Genomic DNA, 22,600 nt, shown 5'->3' on the forward strand with positions numbered 1-22,600 from the left:
AACCGAAGGGGAAGGTTGATATGCCACCCCGACAGCCTCCCACCCACACGGCCACCACACCCACCAAACTTACGAAAAGATCAGTAAAGCGTGTTTCGAAAGTCCCCCGCCACCGAGAAGCGTTCCGTCATGTCCCAGCCGAACCCCGAGCTGTCCCGCCTGCAGAAGCTCCGTGTCGTGGAGGAGTACCAGTCCTACCAGCTGGAACGGACCCGTCGGACGATCCGCGAGCTGCAGGAAGCCGAGGAGCGGCATCTGAAGCAGGAGCGTGCCGCGCGTGAGGCGTCGTCGTGGAAGGTGGAACCGTCCCGCGCGAAGGGCGAGGGGACGTGCGCCATCCTGCACCGGGGCGGCTGCCAAATGTTCAAGAACCCGATGGGCCGACTGAACCGGGAAGAGGCCCTGATCGCACTCGGGGAGCCGGACATCAGGTCGTGCGAGATCTGCCGCCCCGAGACCGGGCTCGCCGGCCGCTAGGACGCCTTCGGCTTCCGGCCGGCCGTCTTCTTCGCAGCCGCCTTCTTCGCTGTGGTCTTCTTCGCTGTGGTCTTCTTGGCGGGTGCCTTCTTGCCGGCCTTCTTCTTCGGCATCTCGTGAACGGTGGCGTCCTCTCCCCGGGATTCACGGGCCTTCGCAACCGACTCGCTCAGCGCCGCCATCAGGTCGACGACCTGCCCGGTCGGCTCCGGGGCGCCTTCGGGCCGGGGCAGCTTCTTGCCCTCTGCCTTGGCGGCGATGACCTCCTCGACCGCCTCGCGGTAGTGGTCGTGGTAGTCGGGCAGGTGATCCTCGCTCATGGTGTCCATGAGCGCCATGGCTCCCTCGATCTCCTCGTCCGTGAGGTCTACGGGGTCCGGGGTGATCTCGTCAGGGCTGCGGATCTCATCGGGCCAGTGCATCGAGTGCAGCAGCAACGCGTCGCCCTTGATGCGGAGCAGCCCGAGCCGCTCCCGGCCGCGGAGCGCGAACTTGGCGACGGCGACCTTGCTGCTCCGTTCGAGTGCCTGGCGAAGCAGCTTGTAGGGCTTGGCTGCCACGGCTCCGTCGGCTTCCAGGTAGTACGAGTCGCCGATGCGCACGGGATCGATCGAACCGGCCGGCACGAACGCGACGATCTCGATCGCCTTCGCCGTCGGGAGGGGCATGTCGGCGAGGTCCTCTTCGGTGACCGCGACGAGGGTGTCCTTTGAGACCTCGTAGCCCTTGATGATCTCGTCGTCGCGCAGCTGCCGGCCGTCGACCTCGCAGATCTTGCGGTACCGGATCCGGCCGCCGTCCTCCGTGTGGATCTGACGGAACGAGATGGAGTGCGACTCGGTCGCATTCACCAGCTTGATCGGGATGGTCACCAGGCCGAAGCTGATGGCGCCGGTCCAGATGGGGCGGGGCATGACGAACCTCCGTGACAGCCCCGAGCACGGCCAGTGTGCAGGCTCTCGATTCTCGTGTCATTTTTTCCGTTGCGCTGTCATGTGGTGCCTTGGCCCCCGGCCGGGGGCACTGCGGCCCGTTGCTGACAGCCGCTGTGATCGACATGAGCGTGGATCACAGCCACCACATGTATCGGTCGCCCCGCAGCAGAGCGGTGCCAGTTGCGACGCCGCAGGCCGGCGAGACCCTGGAGAAGGCCGCAGTCGATCAGGAACAGGGGCAACAGCTCCTGGGACACTGCACCTCCGGTCCGGTCCGCCTCTCCTGGCATCGGAAGGACGACCGGGAGGGGCCGAGAGGACCCAGGCCGGGGTCGTCCGGCCCAAGCGTCTGCGGGCCGGACCAGGAGACGCTGGCGGTGGGGCACCCCAGGAAAGCGGGGCGGCCGGTTCGGGAAGACAGAAGGAAGGCCGACGTCATGAAGGCACTTGTGTTTCAAGGCCCGGGGCAGACGTCCTGGCAGGACGTCCCCGATCCGGGCGTCGAAGACGCCGCGGACGCAGTGATCCGCGTCGATGCCGTGACGATCTGCGGTACCGACCTCCACATCATCAAGGGCGATGTTCCCGAAGTGGCCCCGGGGCGGATACTGGGGCACGAGGCCGTGGGCGAGGTCGTGGAGGTCGGCAGCGAAGTACGCACCGTGCGCCCCGGCGATCGCGTGCTGGTGTCCTGCATCTCGGCGTGCGGGCGATGCCGTTTCTGCCGGGAGAACCGCTACGGCCAGTGCCGCGAAGGCGGCGGCTGGGTACTGGGGCACTTGATCGACGGAACCCAGGCCGAGTACATGCGCGTGCCGTTCGCAGACCTTTCCGTGCACCCGCTTCCCAACGCCGTCGACAGCAACGACGCGGTACTGCTGGCCGACATCTTCCCCACCGCCTATGAGGTGGGTGTACTCAACGGCCAGGTGCGTCCGGGAGACACGGTCGTCGTGGTCGGTGCCGGACCGATAGGCCTCGCCACGGTCGCGACCGCGCGCCTCTACACCCCCGGGCGGATCATCGCGGTCGACCTTGCCGAATCCCGGTTGTCTGCTGCTCGGGCCATGGGAGCGGACGCCACGGTCAATGCGGCCGAAGGGCCGGAGAAGCTGGTGGAGGATCTCACTGAGGGCCTCGGAGCGGATGTCGTCGTCGAGGCTGTCGGCGTGCCGGAAGCGTTCGAGATGTGCACGCGAATGGTTAGTCCCGGCGGTCATGTTGCCAATGTCGGTGTCCACGGCAAGCCCGCGGTCTTGCACCTCGAAGACCTGTGGATCAAGGATGTGACCATCACCACCGGGCTCGTCGATACACACACCACGCCGCTGCTGCTGCGCATGCTGGCGGCAGGCCAACTGCCTACCTCCCAACTGGTCACCCACCGCTTCGAGCTGGGGCAGATGGAAGAGGCGTACGACGTGTTCTCCCGCCCGGCGGACACCGGTGCGCTCAAGGTCGTGCTCGGCGGACCTCAGCACGACGCCATCGAGCTGCCCGCCTAGGTCCTGTCCGGGCGATCTTTGAGGATCAGCCCGCAGCGTCGGATGCATTGCCCCTCCCCCAGCCCGCCAGGGCCGAGGGGACGCATCGCAAGACGGTGGAGGCACCACCGGCCGCCAGGCCGGGGGAAATCGTCCTCGCACTGGATGTACTCGGGCGACTTTGACAACACAGCGTGGGGGTACTCCTCCTGGCTCCGCCGGGGGGACCCCCACCGGCCGAAGGCTGGGGGAGCGCCGCAGCGGCGTCAAGGGCCCGAGAAGACCGCCCGAACAGCGCCTAGCGGGCTGCACAGGACGGGGCCGGTGCGACGGCGCACGGTTCCCTTCGTCTGGCGGTCGCCGCGTTCCCTGCTGAGGGCCGCCGCGGACGTCCCACATCTGCCGACCGGGATGGGCGAAGGACCGAATGGGCCCTGGTGGCGCGCCCGGAAGGTGCTTCTCTGGAATTGACGGGGAGAGCCCCCGAAGGACACGGGGAAGCGGACGCGAGCCGTGCACCGTCGTCCGCGCAGGCGTGACACCCGAACAACTGCGTCCCGGGCCCCGTCACTCACCGGGGACGCCGCTGCTGCCACCGCTCAGCGTTGTCCTGTGCTCCTCGGCCTCGACCTGGACTCTGCCGACGACGAACTCATCGCCTTCGAGGCGGCGGCGGTCCATGGGGTGCCGCTGGATGTGCTGCACAGCTGGAGGCTACCGCCGCTGTACTCCTACGGCCGGACCTACGACCCCTTCCCGACACCGGGTGCGGACGTCCTGACGGCCGAGAAGGGGCAGGCACTGTCGACAGCTCTGCATCCCTGGCATGACAAGTACCCCGGTCTGCCGGTCACGGCCCGGCTCGTCGAAGGCGGCGCAGCCGGCCACCTGCTCACGGCAGCCGCCCGGGCGAGCCTTCTCGACGGGCCCCGTGCGGAGTCAAGTCAGCGACGCGAGCGTGAAATGCCGCACCTCGAGTGGCGCGACGAGGTACTCGTCCTCGCCTTCGAGAACCACCGGCTGGTCACGCCAGTTCTCACCGGCGTAACCGACCAGGTCCTCCTCGCTCCGCCAGCGACTGACGTACAGCAGTGAGTGCGGCGGCGCGAGCAGAACTTCGTGGTCCACCAACCCCGGGTAGCGCACCGGGAACTCGCGCACGGCAGTGACGATCATGTCGTGGAACGCCTCGAAGCGATCAGGGCGTACTCGGGCCTCGCTCATCCTGATGATCACGGCCCTCAGGCTGCCAGACACCCCGCCACCCTGAAAACCCCAGAGCGCAGGTGTGGGGCTTCCTCGGCGTCGGCCCCGCGCTTGCCGCGCCGTAGCCCTGGTCTGTCCCGGCCACCGCAGATCGCCGGCCCCGGCTGCCGCTCCTGTCCCAGGAACACAGTCCCGGCTACAAGGTGATCCAGATGGCGCCCACCACACCAACGGGCGTCAGAACGCACAGCACCCCCGCCGCCAGGAACACGTGGGAAACGACCTTCAACGCCCGCTGCTGCTGAGCACGACATGCGGCGAAGCAGGTGAAACAGACAATGGCGAGAACGGGCAGCGAGATGAAGACGAAGCCCAACGCACCCATGATCCCGCCCCGCCCTGCCCCGTCCTTGCCTGCCCCTTGCGACGGGATGCTATGAGGGCGGTCGGGACGAATCACAGTCCCTGCATGAAATCGCGGTCGGAGCGCCGAGAATCCCGGACTCTGCCGGGGCCTCGCAGGTGAACGGGCATTCGTGCAGTGCTGGGCTCAGTGAACGGAGAACCCGCCGTCGACGAAGATCGCCTGCCCGGTGACGTAGCCGGATGCGCGGCCGGCCAGGAACACCGCCGCTCCGGCGAAGTCCTCGGCCAGGCCGTTGCGCCCGACCATCGTTCGCGCGGCCAGCGCCGCCACCTTCTCCGGGTCGGACGACAACTGTGCGTTGAGTGGGGTCATGACGAAGCCGGGCACGAGCGTGTTGCAGGTGACGCCGTGCGGCGACCACGCCTCGGCCTGGGAGCGGGCGAGCGACTCCAGCGCCCCCTTGGAAACCCCGTAGGCGCCACTGCGGACGAACGCCCGGTGCGCCTGCTGGGAGGTGATGTGGATGATCCGCCCGAAGCCCCGCTCGGCCATGCCGGGCCCGAACCGCTGGCCCAACAGGTAGGGCGCCTCCAGGTTCACCGACATCGTGGCGTCCCACACCTCCTCGCCCAACTCGTCCATCGGCGGCCGCACGTTGATCCCCGCGCAGTTGACGAGAATGTCGGGCTCGCCGTACACCTCGGCTGCCTGCTCCGCCGCCGCGCGCACCCCGTCGCGGGTGCTCAGGTCGGCGCTCACCCAGGCCGCCCGGCAGCCGTCCGCCGCCAGCTCGTCGACCGTGGCGGCCAGTTCCGGCTCCTTGCGCGCCACGATCACCACGCTCGCCCCGGCTCGCGCAAGAGCCCCGGCGATGGCTCGGCCGATGCCGGAACTGCCGCCCGTCACCACGGCGACCCTGCCGTCCAGCGAGAACAGTTCGGAGAGGTAGTTGTGCGAGATCATGACCGCACCCTAGACGGCGCGTCCACGGCGGCAGCGTCCGGGGCAGACGCAATGGCATGAGCACCGGGTCGGGGTCGAAGAGCGGCGGTCTTCTGCTCCCTCGCCGCATTCATGCGGCTGCGGGAGGTGGCGCCGGAGGCGCGGGATGCGCGACGGACCGCAAACGGAGACGGCCGCGATCGAGAGTCCCGCCGGCCGACCAAGGGCCGAGCTGCGCGGCGCCGGATCCAATGCCATGTTGGAGGGGAAGCTGCGGAGGCCGCCATGGGGTTCTACGTCGACCAGGTACTGCCGCGGATCATCAACGTCGCCTGTGGGGCAAAGACAGGACGGCCGTCGCGTCAGCAAGTGTGTGAGGGATTGTCCGGCGAGATCGTGGAGATCGGCTTCGGGACGGGGCACAACGTGCCCTTCTATCCGGACGAGGTCACAGGGGTGGCCGCAGTCGAACCCTCGGATCTGGGATGGAAGCTCGCCGCCGGGCGCGTCGCGGCCACGCGCGTGCCGGTGAGACGGGCCGGGCTCGACGGGCAGGCGCTGCCCTTCGGGAACGCCAGCTTCGACGCGGCCCTTTTCACGTGGACGATGTGCACGATCCCCGACGTCGGGGCGGCGCTGCGGGAGATTCGGCGTGTCCTGAAGCCGGGCGGCGCCCTGCACTTCGTCGAGCACGGGCTGGCACCCACGGGGGACGAGAACGTACGCCGGTGGCAGCGCCGCCTCGAACCGGTGAACATGCGGCTCCTCGGTGGGTGTCATCTCACCCGGCGGGTCGTCGAGCTGCTGAACGAAGCCGGGTTCACCATCAACTCGGTGGATGTCTTCTACGAGAAGGGGACACCAAAGCCCTGGGGCGCGCTGTCCCTCGGCACCGCCACCCCTGCCTGACCGCCGCCCCCGCGGCTGCTCTCGGATCATCCAATGGCTGGTCCGAGGTGTCATCGGGTGATCCCAGTGCGCACCCGGGAAGCTGCAAGACCTCGTGCTGCGGGAAGCACAGCACCACCGCAGCTGGAGGGGCCTGCAACTACAGGGCGGACGGCCGGGAGCGGTGTGTCGATCAGCCGACGTGGGCGGCGATGGTTCGCGCGCACAGCAGGGACTCGGTGTGCGTCGTGTCCACCTCCAGGTCGTAGAACACGCCCTCGTGAACCACATCCGCCTGCGACGCTGCCATCCCCTGGGCCCGATCTCCTCTTGCGACCTCACGGCCCGCGGCGACCGCACTCTCACACCTGACGCCGACCCACAACACCGCCAGTCCGCCGAGAGCCTTCTGCCACCGCTGCTGGGACGCCGTTCCGCCCAGGAAGACGTCGTCGATGATGACCCTGGCGCCCGCACGGGCCATTGCCACGACTCCCTCCGTCCAGGCCGCCTCCAACGCCCGGAAGTCCGCCCCGACGCTCACCCCGCCGTCGGCAGCGAACGTGATCCCCTCGTCCGACGCCTGCATCTTCGCGGGCAAGGCGTCGACGAACGAGTCGCACCCGAACGCCAGCCACGGATCCGGCAGTACGGCCTGCAGGCACCGTACGATCCCGGACTTGCCCGAGCTGGAACCACCGTTGAGAATGATCATCCGAGTCGTCACCGCGCCACAGTAGGGCGCTTCCCATACGACACGAAACGAATTTTCGGCAGGCACTGGCCGCAACCCGGTGAGCGTTCCGGGTCACGGCAATAGGGCCCGTCTTCAAACACGTTGATGCCGCAGTTCGGACGTTCCATGCCGCTCGGCGTAGAACGCGAGCAAGGGACAGAGCTTCCTCGACATCCGAGCGGTCAGGTCAGCAGGGCGGCCAGGAATGTCTCGCGGTGGGCCGCCAGCCAGGCCTGCATGCGGTCCCAGCGTTCCCATCCACCACGCTCGGCCAGCGCCTGGAGGTAGACGGGGGCGCCGTCGGCCGCCCGGCGGGCTACGAACGCCCGGCAGGTTTCGGTGGCCTGTTCGATGACCGCGGGCAACTCGGCACGTTCCTGCGGCGAGAGGCCGTAGCTGTCGGCGAGGATTCGCAGCCGCGCGGACGCATCCAGCCCGGCGGGGTAGAGGGCGATCGCCGATACGGGATCAAGCGCAGGTACCCAGTAGCGGGCGGCCATGGCGACGTCCCAGAGGGGGCGGCCCGGGGCCGCCATGTCGAAATCGATCAGGGCGACGGCCCGGCCCTCGCGGAAGACCACGTTGTCCGGGCACACATCGTTGTGGCACAACATCGTTCCCCCCTCCGGGTCGGCCAGGACCCGCGGCCACGCGACGCGGGAGTCGACCGCGATGGCGGCTCCGGCCTCGTGCAGGCGCCGCAGCAAGCAGCCCACCGATTCGAGGGCGGTGTCCGTCATCACCCAGCGTGGGAACGGCGGCAGAGCGACGTCGCCGGAGATGAAGGTCAGCTGCTCGCGACCGTCGACAGAGAGACGGACCGGGCTCGGAGCCGAGTCGAAGCCGTGCTCTCGCAGCGCGAGGAGGTGAGCGTGACTCCTCCCCCTCGTGAGCGAGGGGGCTTCTCGCTATGCCGGTGCGGCTTCGCGACGGACCAGCCCGGCCCGTAGGATGTTCAAGGCGCCCACCGTGTCAGCGTGCGCCTGGTGGCCACAGCCGACGCAGTGGAACTTCTCCTGTGTGAGCCGATTCTTTGCCGAGACGTGCCCGCATTCGGGGCAGGTCCGGGAAGTGTTGCGAGGGTCCACGGCGATCACTTCCCGCCCGGCACTCTCAGCCTTGGCATGCAGGATCGTCAGGAACACCCCCCACCCGGCATCCGAGAGCGAACGGTTCAGCCCCGCCTTTGCCGCCGCGCCATTGGGCAGAAAGCTGCCCGGCGCCTCGGGGTCAGGCTTCGGGAGCGGGGCCTTGACCATGTTGCGGATCTTGAGGTCTTCGTGCGCAACGAGGTCGTGCTCACGCACAAGAGCGAGCGCGGTCTTGTGTACGTGGTCGAGGCGTTGACGGCGCACCTTGCCGTGCAGGGCGGCGACCTTGTCCACGGCCCGCTGATGGTTGGCGGTGCGCTTGTCGCGGCGCACACGCGGGAACCGTGCGAGGGCCTGCTGTGCGGCTTCCAGCTTCGCGGCGGCACGCCGGCCGTGGCGGGGGTTGGGAACGAACTCGCCGTCGGAGTCGGCGAGGAAGTTGGCTATGCCCAGGTCGATGCCGATCACGGATCCGGTCGCGGGCAGCGGCTCGGCCGGGCCTGCTCGGCGGTCAGCACGACGAACCACTTGCGCCCCTCGCGCTTGACCGACACGGTCTTGACCTTGCCGACCACCGGCCGGTGCTGGTTGACCTTGACGTGCCCGACGCCCTGGAAGCGGACGCGGGTGACCCGGTCGTGCGGGGTGGAGTCCCAGCGACAGCCGTCACCGTCCTTGGGGAAGTCCACCGTGCCGAACCAGTCCACCCCACGAAAGCGCGGGTAGCCGGGCATCTCGCCGGACTTCATCCGGCGGAAGAATGCGGCGAACGCCTTGTCGAGGCGCCGCAAGGTGGCCTGCTGGCTGGAGAACGACCAGCGGCCCCGCCGGTCCGGATCGAACGCCCGGATCTCCTTGAGCTGCGCCGACTGCAGCCCGTACGTGATGCTCGTCTTCGACACATGTCGGTAGGCGTCACGGCGTTCCTGTAACGCGCCGTTGTAGAGGGAGCAGTGATCCCGCAGCATCTCGCCAAGCGCAGCCTGCTGGCCCACGGTGGGCCGCATGAGGAACTTGTACGCACGCATCATCTGGCACACCCCCTTGAGGTCATTGCCTGATCAACGTAGTGGAGGCCACTGACACAGCGAACTCCGGCGCTTCGCGCATGCGCGGCAAGGATGCGTTTCCCTCCCCGGCTGAAGCCGGGGATACCCACGCAAGATCAGGATGGAGGGCGTGCGCGTTGTGCGGCGGCGGTCCACCAGCGCACCGGGACGGAAGACCGCCCCGGCGTTCGCCATGCCGCCGGCCAGCGCTTCGCCGTCCGCCGCCAGGAACGGGTGCGCGAAGCCTCGTCCCACGCATGGGGGCTTCGGTAGTGGTTCCTGTGCCCGTCGGCGAGCACAGTGCGCAGCTCCGCGAGATGCTGCGTGTCCGGCGGAAGGGCCAGATCGACAAGGAGTGACAGCGCGGCGGACGGCTGGAGACTCCCGTAGAGGTCGTGATAGCTGCTCAGCAGGCCCTTGAAGAGCGCCGGGTGGAGCACGGGGAGCCGAGCCGCGATTCCATATGCCGCTTCCTTCGCCTGCCAGGGCACCGGGCCCGAACTCTCCAGGACCCGCCGGGCGCGGCGGAGCAGGGCATCCGGCGCACGTGTGAGCAGCCGATCGATGTCGTGCCCGAGAACTTCGGCGAAGGCCGTCGCAGCGGTCTCACGGTCCTCGAACCAGTCGACCCACAGCGAGTAGGTCACGGCTTCGGCCGCTCGGGGCGCCTCCAGCCGCCGTCGATATCCGTCCCAGAGCACCTTCGGCGGCAGGGGACCGTCCGGCCCCCGGTCGGCGAACCGGATCTCGCACGTCACCCAGTAGTCGTCGAGCAGATCCAGCAGCCCGAACGCCAACCGCAGCCGCCCGGCCATGTCCAGGCGCTCGTCGGTGAAGGCCTGCCCCGCCCAAGCGTGTGCGACGTCATTGGCGGTGAGCCGTGCGTCCGGGGTGTCGTCATCGGCCCATTCGCCGTCACCGACCTGCCTGATCCCCTCCTCCGCCAGCCACCGCCGGGCGTCGTCCACGGCCTGCGCATCCATCCCGACAGTATGTCCCGCACGATCCGGGAGGCAGCCGACGGGCGGCTTCCGTTGCCACCCGGCCGATCGCGTGTGCCGGCCGTTGGACTCGGTGCTGCATCAGCCCGGTCCGAGCACAGTGGGCGAATGTGCCTGGCCACCCGGTACCGGCCACGGTGGGTAGCTCCGCTCCTGCATCGCGCGCCCCTGACATCCGGTCAGCCCAGGGGCGGACGGCATCGGTCGTGGCTGCTCCGGGTGGAGCAGGTGCGGTTGCTCTCCGCGGACGACGACCGGGCGCGGCATGCCGCCAAGGATGACAACAACCGTCCCAAGGAGCCGACATGCGCAGTACCGCGGCGATTCTCGCGTGAACGTGCTCACGGTGTGAGGGTTCGCTACCGGGCCGCTGACGGCAGCCGGGTGGACACGACGCTCAGCCCGGGCGGAGGTTCGTGACCGGCAGGCCGTGCTCGGCGCGCATGCGCGCGGCCACGAGCGAGCGGTGGCAGGCTTCCGGATCGCGCTCGACGCAGAAAAGGGCGGTTGCCGAGTCGCTCGGAAGCTCGGCCACGAGCGCGCCGAGGTCGAACAGGGCGAGGATCTCACGGGTGTAGAGCTCGGTGTACTCGGGCGCCAGCGCGATGCGGTTGCGCTTGCCCACGCCCTGGCGGTCGTCCTCGCGGTACTGGAGTTGGCGCAGCTCGGTCGTCGGCGCCAGCTCCTTCACGTGCCGGTAGCCGATGTCCCCCGCGGCGAGCGCGCGCTGGAGCCGCGCCGAGTTCGCCCATGAGTAGTCGGGGCCCCGAACGCCGCGGCGCTGGCGGAGGTCGAGCAGCAGCCCCACGCCCCCGCCGGTGAGTTTCTCGAGGAAGGCTCCGGCCGTGAAGCCGTAGACGCCGATCGTCACGATGCGCCTCATCGCAGCACCCGGCCGGCTCGGTGGCGTAGTGGGACGTCAAGTCCATGTCCGAAGCACTTGCCGAAAGCGGTGCGGCGCGCGCGCCGCTGGTCCGCACGCCGCTGAGCGGCGGTGGGCTCGGTCACGCCGGCCCACCGCCGCCCCGCTACGGCGCGAGTGCCGGCTGGTCCGCGGCCCACAGCCACGACCCGTCCGGCTGGCGACGGGCGACCTCGACGGTCACGTCGCCGTTGGTCAGCGTTGCCGCTGTCAGTGCCAGATCGCCGGTCACCAGCGCTGGGTGCTGCCTACCCGGCGAGAGCACCGGCGCGGCCCCGACGAACTGCTCGTACACTTTGCGGATCTCCGCATGTCCGGTCGCGAGGTTGCCCGGCGGGAACGCCAGCACGGCGTTCGGCTCGTACAACGCCACCAACCCGTCGACATCGCCCGCGTTGGCTCGCTCGATGAAGTACCTGCCCAGGTCGTTCGGCTCTGTGGCCACTTCCTTGTTTGTCATGCTGATAAGCCTCCCAAGGAATACACGACACCCTATGTCGTGTATTCCTGTAGCGTTTTCATATGCGCGCCGACCGGTTGGTATCGCTGGTGCTGCTGCTGCGGCAGCACGGTCGGCTGTCCGCGGCCGCGCTCGCCCGCGAGCTGGAGGTATCCACCCGCACCGTGCTGCGCGACATCGAGGCGCTGTCCGCAGCGGGCGTCCCGGTCTACGCCGAACGCGGCCGGCACGGTGGGTTCGCATTGCTGCCCGGCTTCCAGACCGAGCTCACCGGACTGAACCACGACGAAGCACTTGCCCTGCTGGTCGCCGGATCGCGGCGCGGCGCGCAGGCATTCGGCCTCGGCGCGGCGCTCGCTTCGGCCATGCGCAAGGTGGTCGACGCGCTGCCCGAAAGCTATCGGGCCACCGCGGCCGGCGCGGCTCAGCGATTGCTCATCGACCCGGAGACCGACCTCCTCTCGCGTCGGCTGGTTGCCGAGGAGGTGCCTGACACCATCGTGGCCGAGGTCCGGCGCGCGGTGTTCGCCGGACACAAGCTGCGCATCCACTACGCGGCCGTGGACCAGACCCCGAAGTGGCGCACGGTGGACCCGATCGGCCTGGTCACCGTACGCGGCCAGGGCTACCTGCTGGCCACGAGGTCCGGCGCGGACCGCACCTACCGGCTGTCCCGGGTACTGGTCGCAGAGGAACTCGCCGAACCGGCGCAGCGACCCGACCGGGTCGATCTGGACCGGGCCTGGCAGGAACGCAGCACGCAGTTCCGGACCGGCGGTGACCAAGTCACCGTGCTGGTACGGGTGAACCCGGCGCGGCGGGAGGACCTGGTGGGCACCGCGCTGGCCGTCCGCGCCGAAGAAGCCGACGCAGACGGCTGGCTGCGTCTGGAGGTGACCTTCCAAGATCCGAGGCACGCCGAATGGGCGCTGTGGCAGCTCGCCACGAACGCGGAGGCCCTGGCCCCGCAGTGGTTGCGCACCTCCCTGCGCGACCGCGCCGCCGCGATCGCCACCTGCTACGGAGTGTCATCCTGAGAGTTGTCGCCTTCTGCGGGCCGCCGCCGAAGCCGGCAAGCGCCGGCCGGGCTCGCCGGAGTTCGACCTCACCCCGCGGTACCTGTCACCGCTCGCGGACGCCCCCTGTTCAGCGGACCCTCACCGCGCAGCCCCCCAGCTTCGCCGCGTAGAGCCAGGAAGCCTCGGCTCGCTGGACCCAGATCGATCAAGCGGAACCCCACCGTGGCCGTGAACATCGGCAGCGCCGGAAGAGCCGGTCGGCCTCGGACCGGACGTGGGTCGAAACGAACCATCTAGCGCCGCTGTGCCTCTTCCAGGATGCGCAGGCAGTTCCGCTGCAACTCCTCGTCCTCGTCCACGTGATGGCGCGTCCGGCGTGAGGGGGCGTCGTTGCCGTGCCGCCTGGCGCCGGCCAGCTCCGCCTGTGCCAGAGGTGCTGCGCCGGCCGCTGCCGGGCCGAGTTCGGCCAGGCAGGCGGCGATCTCCGGACGCAGGAAGGGCGTCTGTGTCCACTCCTCGACAAGGACCTGGGCGACCTCGTCCGCGGTCCCGGTAACGCGCCACAGAGCGACGGCCGCCTCGACCCGACGGTCGGTCTCCGCCATGCGTCCCCGCAGCAGCGGGGCCAGCGGTCCGGCGGATGACCCGATGCGCCCCCCGGCCTCGTACCCGTCCCTGCGGTCGTTCGGCCGTTCCAGGCAGAGCACCGCCTCGACCGCCCCGAGCACCAGTTCCAGGTCCTCCTCCCCCGTGACCGCCCACAGCGCCTCGGCTGCCTTCATGCGGCGGTAGGCCGACGGGTCCGACGTCACCGACTCCCGGATACAAGTGGCGTGTTCAGCGGCGCCGGCCCCGTACCGAGCCACCGTTCCCAGCGCTGAGATGTGGGTCGCGATGTCCTCGCTGCCCAGGAAGGACGCCGCGACGGGCAGCGCCTGTGCCGGCGCGGGCACGGCCAGGGCGTCGAGGAGCCGTGCCCTTCGCCGGTGTGCCTCGGGATGCAGGCCGACGAGCCGTTCCAGCAGTACCGGTCCCAGGGGGGCCGAGTAAGGCGCCACCGACTCCACACACCGCTGCAGGTCGTAAGGCAGAGGCCCCTCCCTCAGGACCCGCATCAGTTCCGGCACGACCCGCGGGTCGCCCTGCATCGCCAGCATCTGAACCGCTCGGCCGTAGCGAGTCCACCACCAGTCCTCGTCGCCGGCCTCGTGGCGGAACGCGGGCAGCGATTCCGCAACCACGTCGGCGTAGCCCCGCGCGAGGGGGTACAGATGCGCCAACTCGGCAAGTGCGGCACACGCCAGGCGCTCGTCCTCGTCGAGGACCTGGCGGGCCAACAGCCGTACCGGTTCCTCGCTGGGCAACCGCCATCCGGACAGCAGCATGCCCGCCTGCTCCGTCGCCGCGAGGCGCTGTCCGGGGGACGCGCTGCGCAGCTGATCCACCAGCAGTGTCAGACGCTCGTCCGTGCGGTCCGCGAGCGCCGTATGGAACTGCTGGAGCAGCTCGATCGCCTCGTCGGATTCGGCCTCCGCGCGATGCTTCGCCTGCAGTTCCCGCAGATAGGACACGAGGGTGTCCGTGCGGGGGCGGCTGGGCGCCGGCACAGGCACCGTCCCCTCCCTGGCGGCGCGCATGGCCTCCCGGGCCGCCACCACTGCATCGGGCGGCAGCAGGCCGGGCGCACACCGCGCCAGCCCGGTCAGCGCCGTGAGCACCAACTCCGGGTGCGGCTGCGCGTCGTACACCACGCGCACCAGGCAGGTCCCCGCTTCCCCGGCCGGCTCCCCGCCGTGCCGTACGCCGAGGTCGCCGATCGCGGCTACCAGGGCGCGAGCCACCCTGGCGCTCGGCTCCGCCTGCAACCGCTGCCGCAGGACTGCCAGGACGCGCCCGAAGTCCGCATGGAGCTGAACGAGCGCACCCGGCACCACGGCGCGCAGCTCCGTGTCAGGGTCGTCCAACAGCCCGAACAGGCGCACCGAGCGCCCTCGGATCATCTCGGACGCCTCCACGTAGTTGGCGACCCACGCGGCGTGCTCCTCCTCGTCGTCGAAGTCGGTCCAGATCTCGTCCGGTTCCGGCACCTCCTCGCCCGCGATGCTGCACAGCAGCCCCAGGATGGCGCCACGGTCCCGCACTGTCGGCAGAAGCAGGAGTTCGAAAAGGAAGGGGATGCAGGCGACGGTGCAGGCGTAGACATCGCCCTGATGATGAACCGCGCCGTACATGCCGTCCAACGCGACGTCCCGCTCGGCTGGATCGTCCGAGGCGAGACCGCCCAGCAGCCGGGGCACGTCCGAAGCGTCGCCGTAGGCATGCTCCATCGACGCCCAGTCCACGTCCTCGAGCCCCGTCAACACAGTTCTGTCCTCCATTGCCATGCGTGCCGCCACCACTGATCACAGTGCAGCACGCCACTGACAAGCGATCGCAGGAGACCCACCAGCCGACGGCGCCGAGTGGCCACCTACCCTCCAGGTACACGCCCAGACCGTCCGAATATGCTTGTCCGCCGTTCCGGCACCGCACTACCTTGCCGATGTGGACCACTTCTCACGCTCGTGGACGGCGTTGCGCGCAGCGGTCGCCGAACTCCCGGACAAGGACTTCGCGCAGCCGTCCGGCTGCACCGGCTGGCTCGTGCGGGACCTCGTGTGCCATCTGATCATCGACGCGCAGGACGTCCTGATCACCCTCGTCACCCCCGCCGAAACGGAACCGACCGTCAACGCCGTGACCTACTGGAGCGTCGAGGACCGACCGCCGACCGGCGAGGACCCGCTCGACGCGCTGATCGTCCGGCTGGCCGCCGCGTACGAGGAGCCGCGCCTGCTCAAGTTCCACCTCGACGACGTCGGCTCCGCCGCCGGACGCGCCGCCGAACTCGCCGACCCCGACGTCCGGGTGAGCACCCGCGACGAGGTCCTCACCGTGGGCGACTACCTCACCGCGTACGTCCTGGAATGGACGCTGCACCACCTCGACCTGATCGCGCACCTCCCGGACGCGGCGGAACCGCCCATGGAGGGCCTGGCCCGATCCCGGGCGATGCTGGAGAAGATCGCCGAGGCCGCGTTCCCCGCGTCGTTCACCGACAAGGATGCGCTTCTGGTCGGCACCGGTCGCCGGGCACCGACTGACGCGGAGAAGGCCGAACTCGGCGAACTTGCGGCGAAACTGCCGCTCGTCGTCGGCTGATTCATCCGCCGACGCTGCCTGGGTGCCGGGCCGTGCGGCCTTCGGGCGCCGCACGGCCGCCCACATGGGCAGCCCCAAACCCGGCGAGAACAACCAGGTCACGGCAGAGTCGCTGACCGGTCCTTCGGCTGAAGCACTCCGAACTGCCAGCGAAAGCGCAAATCCGTCGGCTGAACCGCTAGTTCCCACCCTGTGTGGCTGAGCGTTCCGGTTTCTCGGCAGCCCACCCCGGCACCGTCGGCAGCACCTCCTCGGCGACGCGGAGCAGCGCCGCGTCGTCCGGCCACCTGCCGTCCTCCCGCCAAAGGATCACGTCGAAGGAACCACCGCTGCCCTTGGCGTCCTGGGCCACGGTGAGAGCACGGACCGGGACGCCGGGACCGCTCTCGGTGGCGCTCCCGTCGAGGCGGAAGCTGACGCTGATGGTGCGGTCCGAGTAGAGGACCGCCGGGTGGCCCAGAACCTTCCGCTGCTGCGCGTCGTAACCCAGAAGTACGGCGGACCCGGCCACCGGAAGGCGGCCGTAGGTGGCCGACAGCTCCACGGTGTAGGTCCCGAACTCGACCCGGGCCGAGGGAGTTGCGGTCTCCTTGCCGCCGGCCGACTTGAAGGAACCATCGCCGCCGCTGGCGGTCTTCGCGATCTCCCCCGGTGTGCCCAGCAGTTCAGCGAGGTCGGGACGGTTCAGTGCCTCGCACAGTTGCACCCCGGAGACGCGCCGAGGCGCCTTCCCGGTCTCCGCCGGCGCCTTCTCGGGCTCCCCGTCCGAGCATGTGGCAGGCGACGGGGCGCTGCCAGAGGACGACGTCTCCCCGAACGCCCACAGGCCGAGACAGAGCGCCGCCACCAGTGCCACTGCCGCGACGGCCTGCCCCCACGCACTCGGCTCCTTCGTGGGCGCGTCGATATCGTCTGCCATGTCCCCCGCCTGCAGTGATCCCCCGATATGTGCCCGGGGACCTTAACCCGTGATCATCTGGCGGGCAAGAACGTTTCGCCGCCACCGCTGCCAACGTCGGCCGGCGTCCCCGGCCTTGCCAACTACTCCACGGGGCCACTCGAACCCGTACGCCGGCCCGTACGGAGGCCGGGACGAGGCCCGGATCTTTGTGGCTTCTGCCAGTACGACGGTCTGCCGGGGTGCGGGAAGACTGCCCGCCAGAGGCTGCGGCGTGTCCCGGTGGCGGGGGCGCCGAGGCCAAGGACATGGCGAAGCACAGGGGAGGACAGCAAGTGAGCGTGCAGCAGTACGACGAGATCGGTGAGGCGTTCGAGGGCTTCAAGGCCCTGCCACTGGCGCAGTACGGGGAGGTACCCAGCTTCCTGGCCATGGTCGGGGACGTGCGCGACAAGTCGGTCCTCGACCTGGCCTCCGGCACCGGCTTCTACAGCAGGGAGTTCAAGCGGCGCGGCGCAGCGGACGTGTTCGGAGTCGACATCTCCCGTGAAATGGTCGCCGTGGCACAGGCATTTGAAGAGCGCGATCCGCTGGATGTGCGCTACGAGGTGGGCGATGTGGCCGAACTGCGTTCCCTCGAGCAGCCCTTCGACGTCGCCGTGGCGGTCCAGCTGCTCAACTACGCGGAGGACGTCGCCGCCATGGAGCAGATGTGCCGCAACGTGCACCGGAGCCTGACACCCGGCGCCGAGTTCTTCCTGCTCAACCAGACACCCGACTACCGCTTCGACGGGCCGCCCCTGGACAAGTACGGCTTTCGAGCCGAGCTGACCGGTGAGGAGGCCGAGACCGGACCGCGAGTCCGGATCACGGCGCTGCTCGACCAGCCGATCGGGTTCGTCACCACCTGCCCGCGCCGCGAGGTCTACGAAAGGTGCCTGCGGGCGGCCGGATTCAGCGACGTGACCTGGGTCCCACTGGAGGTGTCCGACGCCGGCGTGCGCACGTTCGGTGCGGAATTCTGGGCGGACCTCCTCGCCAATCCCCCACTGGAGATGTTGCGCTGCCGAGCCTGACGACCGACCGGACATCCCGGTGGCCCGACCTCTGGAATCCCGAATGGGGGCCGGGCCGCCGGTCGTTGGTCCTGGCCACGGAGAGGTCTCGGGGAAGTAGCCGGTGCGGTTCCTCGTGCTCCAAAGGGCGCGGGGGCTGTGACGTGGTGCGGCTTCGCCGCGTGGGCGCGACAAGTCACGGCACACCCGCAGGTGGTGCACCGCGATCGCCGTTCACCGAGCTGGAGAAGCACGGCAATAGATCGAATTCGGTGACACGTGCACGGGCGATCCGGCTTTCGTTGCCAAGGGACACCCAGGTCACCTGAGACCCCAAGCGAATCGGACCGGATCACCTGAGACGGAGACCAGATCCTCGGAGACGGGACATCGGGCTCGGAGCCGGATGACCTGCGGTGTTTTCGTTCGGAGCGGTACGACTGGCGCGTGACGGGCACTGCGTCAAGACGTTCTCGAAGAGACGCGGCAGAGGATGTCCAGAACGGCGTGGCGGCTCCGTCTCAGGGGCGGATGCGGCCACCGTGGCCGTGCCACACCGAGGAGGCCCACCATGACGATCCAGCGGATGGACAACGTCCTCATCGTTGTCGACGACCTTGACGCTGTTATTGCGTTCTTCGTCGAACTCGGCATGGAGTTGGAGGGCAGGATGCCGGTCGAGGGACGTTGGGTGGAGCGTGTCATCGGGATCGACGACGTCCGACAGGACGTCGCCATGCTGCGGACCCCGGACGGCCACGGCCGAATCGAGCTTGCGCAGTTCCACACGCCGAAGGCGATCAGCGCCGAGCCGAAGGACGCGCCGGCGAACACGCTGGGCATTCGTCGCATCATGTTCGCCGTCGACGACATCGAGGACGTCGTTGCCCGCCTGCGCACCCACGGCGCCGAACTCGTCGGCGAGCTGGCGCAGTACGAGGACACCTATCGGCTCTGCTACGTCCGCGGCCCCGAGGGCATCGTCGTCGGACTGGCCGAGCAGCTCGGCTGAAGGCCGGCGAAGGGAACGAGCACCCGAAGAACCATCCGGGACCCGCGCCCGGGCGGTGCGCCGGACCGCCGGTCGCGTACGCACCCGCGAGCCCACCGCCACCCCTGACGACCAGGTACCCCGTGCCACCAAACTTCGATGGCACGAACCCAATGATCGTCAAGGTTCGGTGGCAACAATCAAGGTTCACTGTCAGAGGACCTCAGTCACAACACCCCTGCGCTCGGACAGCGGCCATGCGTCGTAATTCGAACATGTGCCCTAATTGAAGCGTGACGTTCCCGCCCTATCCCGACGACCTCGTGGCAGCCCAGCAGGACTGGGTCCGCACCTACAGCGCCCTCGCCCACATCGGCCCCGGGCAGGGGACCACGGCGCTGCGACGCAGGCTGCTGCGTCTGTCGGCAATGGTGTGGTGGCATCCGTTCTGGTCGACGCCCGCAGGTCGCTCCCCGGCGGGCAGAGTCGAGCTGCGTCGCCGTGCGCAGGCGGCGGCGACCGGCGGGGCGGTATCGCCCGCCGATACGGGGCAGGCAGGTATGCGGACCGTGAGGCGGTGGTCCCCCGGACAGCGATGAGTCCGCCCCCTCGTGCCGGTCTGTATCCGCGAGACGACCGCAAGTCGCATCCGAGAGCGGAGTGATCATCGTGACCGGGAACAGAGCAGAGGCGCTGGCACGCCTGGACGTGTTCGTCGGCGAGTGGACCGTGGAAGCCCGGTTTCCGGGCGACGCGCCGGCACCCTCCGATACGCACGAAGGGGGCCCCCTCGCGCACAGCCGGTTCGAATGGGCCCTGGACCGCCAATTTCTGCTGCAGCACACCGCCATTCCGATCCCCGAGGCGCCGGACAGCCTGACGATCGTCAGCGCCGACCTGGAGACCGGCGCGTACACGCAGCACTACTACGACTCCCGCGGCGTGGCCCGCGTGTATGCCATGACTCTCGCGGATGGGACGTGGACGCTCACGCGGGAGTCGCCCGACTTCACGCCTCTGGACTTCCGGCAGCGTTTCCGCGGCACGTTCAGCGAGGACGCGAACACCATCACCGGCGCCTGGGAGATCTGCTTCGACGGCCGCACGTGGGAGCACGACTTCGCCCTCGTCTACCGCAGGGTGGGATGACATGAGCACCAGCGATTCCGCCGCGCAGATGGTGCGGGAGATCATCGAGGCCAACCGCTACCTCGTCCTGTCCACCGCCGACGCGGCGGGACGGCCGTGGGGCTCCCCCGTCTACTTCGCGCACATCGACTTCGCCGAGTTCTTCTGGGTTTCCTCGCCCGATGTCACGCATTCCCGCAACATCGCGGTGCGACCGGATGTGGGCATCGTGGTCTTCGACTCGCAGGCGGCGATAAGCACCGGACAAGGCGTGTACATGTCCGGCGTCGCCCAAATGCTGGAGAGTGACGGGATCGCCCCGGGCGTCGAGGCGTTCTCGCGCCGGTCGGTCGCACAAGGCGGACGGGAGTGGACGACCGAGGACGTGGGGCCCGGCGGGGAGCTGCGGCTGTACCGCGCCACCGTCGACTCCCATTGGATCCTCGCCAAGGACGGCCAGCCCACCATCGCATGCCCGCACCGCTCACCCGACCCCGCGCCTGAGCACGAACTCCGCGCCGCAGTACCGCGTACGGGAAGGGGTGCATGGACGTACCGCGCTCGGCGACACCGGGCAGTTCGGCGCCCAAGCGGGGCGGCCCAGCCCTGCCCTGCCCTGCCCTGCCCTGCCCTGCCCTGCCCTGACGGTGACACGGCAGATATCCCGCTGGCGGGAGCCCGGGCCACTCCAGCAGAGTGAGGCCATGGAAACCCTCGTGCCCGTCAGCAGCGGCGAACTGTGGGCGGACGATTCGGGAGGGCACGGGCTGCCTCTCGTCCTTCTTCACCCGGGCGTCGGTGACTCGACGGTGTGGGATCCCGTCCTCCCGGCACTCACCGGGCGGCACCGGGTGATCCGCTACGACACCCGTGGCTTCGGCCGCTGGCCCGCACCCACTGCCGCCTATTCCGTGGTCGAGGATCTCGCCGAGGTCCTCGACCACTTCGGACTGGACCGTGCGGTGCTCGTGGGCTCCAGCATGGGCGGCGCAACCTCGATCAACTTCGCTCTGGACGCCGCGGACCGCGTGGCGGGCCTCGCACTCTTCGTGCCCGGGGTCACGGGGTACGAAGGGCTGACGCCGCCCGGTTTCTACGAGGAGGTGGGAAAGCTTGCCGCAGCCGACGACATGGAGGGCATCGTCCGGCTCGGGCTGGGCATCTGGGGGCAGGCCGGCAGCGGCATCCCCGAGGCCGATCCCGACGCGGCCGCCCAGCTCCGCAGTGCGCTGCCAGGCTGGTTCAGCAACATCGGCCACCAGGGGACCGACGCCCCCGCGTTCGACCGGCTCGGAGAGATCGCCGCGCCCGCGCTGCTGGCGCTGGGGGAACTGGACCAGCCGGAGGTCGTGCGCTGCAACGAGGAGATGGCCGATCGCATCCCCCACTGCCGACTGGCCCGGCTGGCGGCCTCCGACCACTTCCCGTCGCTGCGTCAGCCAGGCACCGTCGTCCAGCTGATCGAGGAGTCGTACGCCGACGCGCAATGATCCCCGGCGGCTCCGGGGTACACGCACGAGGCGACGCGCACCCTGGTCGTGTGGCGTCGTCGCTGGAACGGCCGCGCCATGTGCTGCTATTTCGGTCGCGGAGCAAAGATCCGGAACGTGTTGCCCTCAGGATCGCGGAACTCCACCCACTTGGCGCCGTCCTGCTCGTTGTCACTGATGCGCTCCGCGCCGAGCGTCTCCACGCGATCTGCCTGCCGGGACCAGTCGGGTTCACCGCCGAGGTCGAGCATCAAGCGGTTCTTCCCAGGCGGAACTTCACCGTTCGGCCGGTGGAACATCCAGGTCGGCCCGTCGCCCTCGAAGCCGATCGTCGCGAAGGCCTGTGTCGCGCCGTCGTCGACGGGGCGCATCAGCACCCTCGACCAGAATTCCGCCAGGGCTGCCGCGTCGCGGCAGTCGAAGGAGTACATGCGTACGTTCATGCTGTCCTGGGTGGTCGACATGGCTCGCTCCTCCGTTCCGGATGGGGGGCCGGGCAGGTGACACCGGCCATATGAGGTGGACCGTTCGGAACGGAAGATGTCATCGCCCGGCTGCCGGGGCCCGGTCCTGAGCGCCGGTACGGCGGACATGCCGTGGGACCGGACGCGGCCACGGATGATCGGGCTGTGCCTGAGGCAGTCATCCGCTGCGATGCTGCGGCCGGACAAGAAGCAAGGCGATGTCGTCGGTGCGGGCTGCGGCACGCAGAGCGTGGCGGATGAGGACGTCGCACAGGTCGTCCAGGTCGGCGGCCTCGGCTCGCCCTTCTGGAGCTCAGCGGAGCGACAAACCGCGGCTCGGCGGGCGGCAGGAGTCGACCGCTTCGCGTTCGGGTGCGTCGAGCTCCGGCGGATGCGAGATCGGCCACAGCAGCACGATGCCACCCCACACATGACTGTGGCTGCTGATGGGGGCGGCGCCGAGCATGAAGTCGTACGGGAGGACGATCCCCAGGCGCGGATACCGCCGAGCGATCTCTTCCTGGCTGCCCAGCCACAGCAGGCGCTCGCTGCGGATCGCGTCGGCCACCGGAATGGGAGCATTCACCGGGATGCGGGCCCACGGCGCCGTGATCTGTTCGGACGCCCCTGACACCAGTGCCAGGTAAAGCACCCGCTCACCGGGCTCCAGCAGGTAGACCAGCCCCACCGAAGCCCCGGTGTCTCGCATGACAGCGGCCATGCCGGCGTCCAGCTGCTCCAGCCCAGGACCGGAGGATGCATCCGTTCCAGCAGGCTGCGGCATACCACTCACCTG

The 22,600-nt window shown here is 69.3% G+C and carries 24 protein-coding genes and 2 pseudogenes; 11 read left to right on the forward strand and 15 right to left on the reverse strand.

The features are described from left to right. The first annotated feature begins 129 nt into the window (after nucleotides 1-129). Nucleotides 130-477, forward strand: a complete 348-nt coding sequence (locus tag AC067Z_RS29355) for a DUF6233 domain-containing protein (protein ID WP_478792655.1) — start codon at nucleotides 130-132, stop codon at nucleotides 475-477. On the opposite strand, the gene ku is transcribed toward AC067Z_RS29355, so the two are convergent. Next, nucleotides 474-1,391: a non-homologous end joining protein Ku gene (gene ku, locus AC067Z_RS29360; protein ID WP_478792656.1), complete on the reverse strand. Its 918-nt coding sequence runs from the start codon at nucleotides 1,389-1,391 to the stop codon at nucleotides 474-476. The two genes, AC067Z_RS29355 and ku, sit on opposite strands and share 4 nt — an antisense overlap. A 458-nt stretch (nucleotides 1,392-1,849) precedes the next feature. On the opposite strand from ku, the gene AC067Z_RS29365 reads away from it, so the two are divergent. Continuing rightward, nucleotides 1,850-2,917, forward strand: a complete 1,068-nt coding sequence (locus tag AC067Z_RS29365) for a zinc-dependent alcohol dehydrogenase family protein (RefSeq protein WP_478792749.1) — start codon at nucleotides 1,850-1,852, stop codon at nucleotides 2,915-2,917. A gap of 546 nt (nucleotides 2,918-3,463) precedes the next feature. Here the strand turns inward: AC067Z_RS29365 and AC067Z_RS29370 are convergent. The 4 genes from AC067Z_RS29370 to AC067Z_RS29385 all read right to left on the reverse strand — a co-directional run bounded on the left by AC067Z_RS29370 (nucleotide 3,464) and on the right by AC067Z_RS29385 (nucleotide 5,432). After that, the gene (locus tag AC067Z_RS29370) at nucleotides 3,464-3,601 is read right to left on the reverse strand and encodes a hypothetical protein (RefSeq protein ID WP_478792657.1); all 138 of its coding nucleotides are present in this window, start codon (nucleotides 3,599-3,601) and stop codon (nucleotides 3,464-3,466) included. 234 nt (nucleotides 3,602-3,835) lie between these two features. Further along, nucleotides 3,836-4,132: an antibiotic biosynthesis monooxygenase family protein gene (locus AC067Z_RS29375; protein ID WP_478792658.1), complete on the reverse strand. Its 297-nt coding sequence runs from the start codon at nucleotides 4,130-4,132 to the stop codon at nucleotides 3,836-3,838. 166 nt (nucleotides 4,133-4,298) lie between these two features. Beyond that, entirely contained in the window at nucleotides 4,299-4,478 is a 180-nt protein-coding gene (locus tag AC067Z_RS29380) for a hypothetical protein (RefSeq protein WP_478792659.1), read from the reverse strand. Nucleotides 4,479-4,652: 174 nt separating this feature from the next. After that, nucleotides 4,653-5,432 carry an SDR family NAD(P)-dependent oxidoreductase gene (locus AC067Z_RS29385; RefSeq protein WP_478792660.1) on the reverse strand — a complete coding sequence of 260 codons (780 nt, stop codon included), beginning with the start codon at nucleotides 5,430-5,432 and terminating at the stop codon, nucleotides 4,653-4,655. A gap of 264 nt (nucleotides 5,433-5,696) precedes the next feature. Here AC067Z_RS29385 and AC067Z_RS29390 point away from each other — a divergent pair, with 264 nt between their 5' ends. After that, nucleotides 5,697-6,320, forward strand: a complete 624-nt coding sequence (locus AC067Z_RS29390) for a class I SAM-dependent methyltransferase (RefSeq protein ID WP_478792661.1) — start codon at nucleotides 5,697-5,699, stop codon at nucleotides 6,318-6,320. A gap of 172 nt (nucleotides 6,321-6,492) precedes the next feature. Here the strand turns inward: AC067Z_RS29390 and cpt are convergent, their stop codons facing one another. The 6 genes and pseudogenes from cpt to AC067Z_RS29420 form a co-directional block, all read right to left on the reverse strand. Next, the gene (gene cpt / locus AC067Z_RS29395; RefSeq protein WP_478792662.1) at nucleotides 6,493-7,026 is read right to left on the reverse strand and encodes a chloramphenicol phosphotransferase CPT; all 534 of its coding nucleotides are present in this window, start codon (nucleotides 7,024-7,026) and stop codon (nucleotides 6,493-6,495) included. Between the two features lie 191 nt (nucleotides 7,027-7,217). Next, nucleotides 7,218-7,916, reverse strand: a pseudogene (locus AC067Z_RS29400) (phosphotransferase); the annotation flags it as partial. 27 nt (nucleotides 7,917-7,943) lie between these two features. Then, nucleotides 7,944-9,157: pseudogene (locus AC067Z_RS29405) on the reverse strand (RNA-guided endonuclease InsQ/TnpB family protein). 134 nt (nucleotides 9,158-9,291) lie between these two features. Beyond that, complete coding sequence (locus AC067Z_RS29410) at nucleotides 9,292-10,158, reverse strand: hypothetical protein (protein ID WP_478792663.1); 867 nt, start codon at nucleotides 10,156-10,158, stop codon at nucleotides 9,292-9,294. Nucleotides 10,159-10,573: 415 nt separating this feature from the next. Then, nucleotides 10,574-11,059: a DUF488 domain-containing protein gene (locus AC067Z_RS29415; protein WP_478792664.1), complete on the reverse strand. Its 486-nt coding sequence runs from the start codon at nucleotides 11,057-11,059 to the stop codon at nucleotides 10,574-10,576. 145 nt (nucleotides 11,060-11,204) lie between these two features. Beyond that, nucleotides 11,205-11,558 (reverse strand): YybH family protein, encoded by a 354-nt coding sequence (locus AC067Z_RS29420; RefSeq protein ID WP_478792665.1) that lies wholly within the window; start codon nucleotides 11,556-11,558, stop codon nucleotides 11,205-11,207. 62 nt (nucleotides 11,559-11,620) lie between these two features. Here AC067Z_RS29420 and AC067Z_RS29425 point away from each other — a divergent pair, with 62 nt between their 5' ends. After that, a complete protein-coding gene (locus tag AC067Z_RS29425) occupies nucleotides 11,621-12,595 on the forward strand; it encodes a helix-turn-helix transcriptional regulator (RefSeq protein WP_478792666.1) in 975 nt (324 codons plus the stop codon). Nucleotides 12,596-12,870: 275 nt separating this feature from the next. Here AC067Z_RS29425 and AC067Z_RS29430 read toward each other — a convergent pair whose 3' ends face one another. Continuing rightward, on the reverse strand, nucleotides 12,871-14,937 hold the full coding sequence (locus AC067Z_RS29430; protein ID WP_478792667.1) for a HEAT repeat domain-containing protein: 2,067 nt from the start codon (nucleotides 14,935-14,937) through the stop codon (nucleotides 12,871-12,873). A 184-nt stretch (nucleotides 14,938-15,121) separates the two neighbouring features. Between AC067Z_RS29430 and AC067Z_RS29435 the strand changes: the two genes are divergently transcribed. Beyond that, nucleotides 15,122-15,778, forward strand: coding sequence for a maleylpyruvate isomerase N-terminal domain-containing protein (locus AC067Z_RS29435; RefSeq protein WP_478792668.1), 657 nt, complete (start codon nucleotides 15,122-15,124; stop codon nucleotides 15,776-15,778). A gap of 178 nt (nucleotides 15,779-15,956) precedes the next feature. Here the strand turns inward: AC067Z_RS29435 and AC067Z_RS29440 are convergent, their stop codons facing one another. Next, entirely contained in the window at nucleotides 15,957-16,697 is a 741-nt protein-coding gene (locus tag AC067Z_RS29440; RefSeq protein ID WP_478792669.1) for a DUF6215 domain-containing protein, read from the reverse strand. Between the two features lie 314 nt (nucleotides 16,698-17,011). Here AC067Z_RS29440 and AC067Z_RS29445 point away from each other — a divergent pair, with 314 nt between their 5' ends. The 6 genes from AC067Z_RS29445 (at nucleotide 17,012) to AC067Z_RS29470 (ending at nucleotide 21,340) form a co-directional block, all read left to right on the forward strand. Then, entirely contained in the window at nucleotides 17,012-17,752 is a 741-nt protein-coding gene (locus AC067Z_RS29445) for a class I SAM-dependent methyltransferase (protein WP_478792670.1), read from the forward strand. 550 nt (nucleotides 17,753-18,302) lie between these two features. Continuing rightward, entirely contained in the window at nucleotides 18,303-18,743 is a 441-nt protein-coding gene (locus AC067Z_RS29450) for a VOC family protein (protein WP_478792671.1), read from the forward strand. A gap of 272 nt (nucleotides 18,744-19,015) precedes the next feature. Further along, on the forward strand, nucleotides 19,016-19,321 hold the full coding sequence (locus AC067Z_RS29455) for a hypothetical protein (RefSeq protein ID WP_478792672.1): 306 nt from the start codon (nucleotides 19,016-19,018) through the stop codon (nucleotides 19,319-19,321). Between the two features lie 70 nt (nucleotides 19,322-19,391). After that, complete coding sequence (locus tag AC067Z_RS29460; RefSeq protein ID WP_478792673.1) at nucleotides 19,392-19,871, forward strand: hypothetical protein; 480 nt, start codon at nucleotides 19,392-19,394, stop codon at nucleotides 19,869-19,871. A gap of 1 nt (nucleotide 19,872) precedes the next feature. Then, the gene (locus AC067Z_RS29465) at nucleotides 19,873-20,550 is read left to right on the forward strand and encodes a pyridoxamine 5'-phosphate oxidase family protein (protein ID WP_478792674.1); all 678 of its coding nucleotides are present in this window, start codon (nucleotides 19,873-19,875) and stop codon (nucleotides 20,548-20,550) included. A 4-nt stretch (nucleotides 20,551-20,554) separates the two neighbouring features. Beyond that, nucleotides 20,555-21,340, forward strand: coding sequence for an alpha/beta fold hydrolase (locus tag AC067Z_RS29470; RefSeq protein ID WP_478792675.1), 786 nt, complete (start codon nucleotides 20,555-20,557; stop codon nucleotides 21,338-21,340). An 86-nt stretch (nucleotides 21,341-21,426) separates the two neighbouring features. Here the strand turns inward: AC067Z_RS29470 and AC067Z_RS29475 are convergent, their stop codons facing one another. Both AC067Z_RS29475 and AC067Z_RS29480 read right to left on the reverse strand, forming a co-directional pair. Next, on the reverse strand, nucleotides 21,427-21,804 hold the full coding sequence (locus AC067Z_RS29475) for a VOC family protein (RefSeq protein ID WP_478792676.1): 378 nt from the start codon (nucleotides 21,802-21,804) through the stop codon (nucleotides 21,427-21,429). A 313-nt stretch (nucleotides 21,805-22,117) separates the two neighbouring features. Next, nucleotides 22,118-22,525 carry a hypothetical protein gene (locus AC067Z_RS29480; protein WP_478792677.1) on the reverse strand — a complete coding sequence of 136 codons (408 nt, stop codon included), beginning with the start codon at nucleotides 22,523-22,525 and terminating at the stop codon, nucleotides 22,118-22,120. Between the last annotated feature and the right edge of the window lie 75 nt (nucleotides 22,526-22,600).

It is taken from the genome of Streptomyces sp. NPDC043812, from assembly GCF_056436245.1.

Excerpts from the sequence above, each read along its gene's own strand:
- AC067Z_RS29355 (WP_478792655.1), top strand. The coding sequence starts at position 130 with ATGTCCCAGCCGAACCCCGAGCTGTCCCGCCTGCAGAAGCTCCGTGTC.
- AC067Z_RS29390 (WP_478792661.1), top strand. The coding sequence starts at position 5,697 with ATGGGGTTCTACGTCGACCAGGTACTGCCGCGGATCATCAACGTCGCC.
- ku (WP_478792656.1), bottom strand. The coding sequence starts at position 1,391 with ATGCCCCGCCCCATCTGGACCGGCGCCATCAGCTTCGGCCTGGTGACC.
- AC067Z_RS29450 (WP_478792671.1), top strand. The coding sequence starts at position 18,303 with ATGACGATCCAGCGGATGGACAACGTCCTCATCGTTGTCGACGACCTT.
- AC067Z_RS29465 (WP_478792674.1), top strand. The coding sequence starts at position 19,873 with ATGAGCACCAGCGATTCCGCCGCGCAGATGGTGCGGGAGATCATCGAG.
- AC067Z_RS29420 (WP_478792665.1), bottom strand. The coding sequence starts at position 11,558 with ATGACAAACAAGGAAGTGGCCACAGAGCCGAACGACCTGGGCAGGTAC.
- AC067Z_RS29365 (WP_478792749.1), top strand. The coding sequence starts at position 1,850 with ATGAAGGCACTTGTGTTTCAAGGCCCGGGGCAGACGTCCTGGCAGGAC.
- AC067Z_RS29425 (WP_478792666.1), top strand. The coding sequence starts at position 11,621 with ATGCGCGCCGACCGGTTGGTATCGCTGGTGCTGCTGCTGCGGCAGCAC.
- AC067Z_RS29410 (WP_478792663.1), bottom strand. The coding sequence starts at position 10,158 with ATGGATGCGCAGGCCGTGGACGACGCCCGGCGGTGGCTGGCGGAGGAG.
- AC067Z_RS29415 (WP_478792664.1), bottom strand. The coding sequence starts at position 11,059 with ATGAGGCGCATCGTGACGATCGGCGTCTACGGCTTCACGGCCGGAGCC.
- AC067Z_RS29475 (WP_478792676.1), bottom strand. The coding sequence starts at position 21,804 with ATGTCGACCACCCAGGACAGCATGAACGTACGCATGTACTCCTTCGAC.
- AC067Z_RS29385 (WP_478792660.1), bottom strand. The coding sequence starts at position 5,432 with ATGATCTCGCACAACTACCTCTCCGAACTGTTCTCGCTGGACGGCAGG.
- AC067Z_RS29470 (WP_478792675.1), top strand. The coding sequence starts at position 20,555 with ATGGAAACCCTCGTGCCCGTCAGCAGCGGCGAACTGTGGGCGGACGAT.
- AC067Z_RS29440 (WP_478792669.1), bottom strand. The coding sequence starts at position 16,697 with ATGGCAGACGATATCGACGCGCCCACGAAGGAGCCGAGTGCGTGGGGG.
- AC067Z_RS29480 (WP_478792677.1), bottom strand. The coding sequence starts at position 22,525 with ATGGCCGCTGTCATGCGAGACACCGGGGCTTCGGTGGGGCTGGTCTAC.